The 578-nt window shown below is 49.1% G+C and carries 1 pseudogene; it reads right to left on the bottom strand.

The window, feature by feature from the left end:
- Window positions 1-578 (bottom strand): annotated as a pseudogene (locus tag R7R24_RS28960) (hypothetical protein); the annotation flags it as partial.

The following is a 578-nucleotide window of genomic DNA, read 5'->3' as shown; positions in this document are numbered from 1 at the left end:
TTACCAATGTAGAAATCCGCCAAACCCGCTTGTACCCAATATTCATCCGGAATACGCACGTACAGTTGGTAGCGACGCTCTTCACCGCTGTCGAATACTACACGAGTAGGGAAGAGATACGCATCTGCTGGCAAGTACTGTTCTGCGTATAACTCGCCCTCTTCCACATCAAACTCGTCTTCGCCAATCACGACTTTATCGACGCCTTTTAGTCCCGTACCCATGAATCTTGCCAGACCCGCAGAGGTTGGAATGTTGTGACGCATCAACTGAGCTTTACCAAGCTTGCGGCTTTGCTCTTCTTCACCGTCGTTCTTGTCGATATCGACTTCAGAATCTGGCTCGACAAGGTCAATCACACCAACCGTCGTCACGTCCATGTTGCCGTCTTTATCAAACGCTTTTAAGCGAAACAGAAGCTGCGTGTTGGATTCAAATTGGTAGTCTTGATCGGTCTTGCCATCCCAAACGATGTTGAAATCGTTGGCAAATTGCTGACCTTCCACCACCGCCAGCGGACACACCAAACCACGATCGCCACCGCGATACACTTCTAACTGGTAATGATCCACGTAGTA

This window comes from Vibrio sp. 704, from assembly GCF_033339295.1.
Note: the sequence above shows the minus strand (reverse complement) of the source record. Positions and strands in the feature narration are given on the sequence as shown.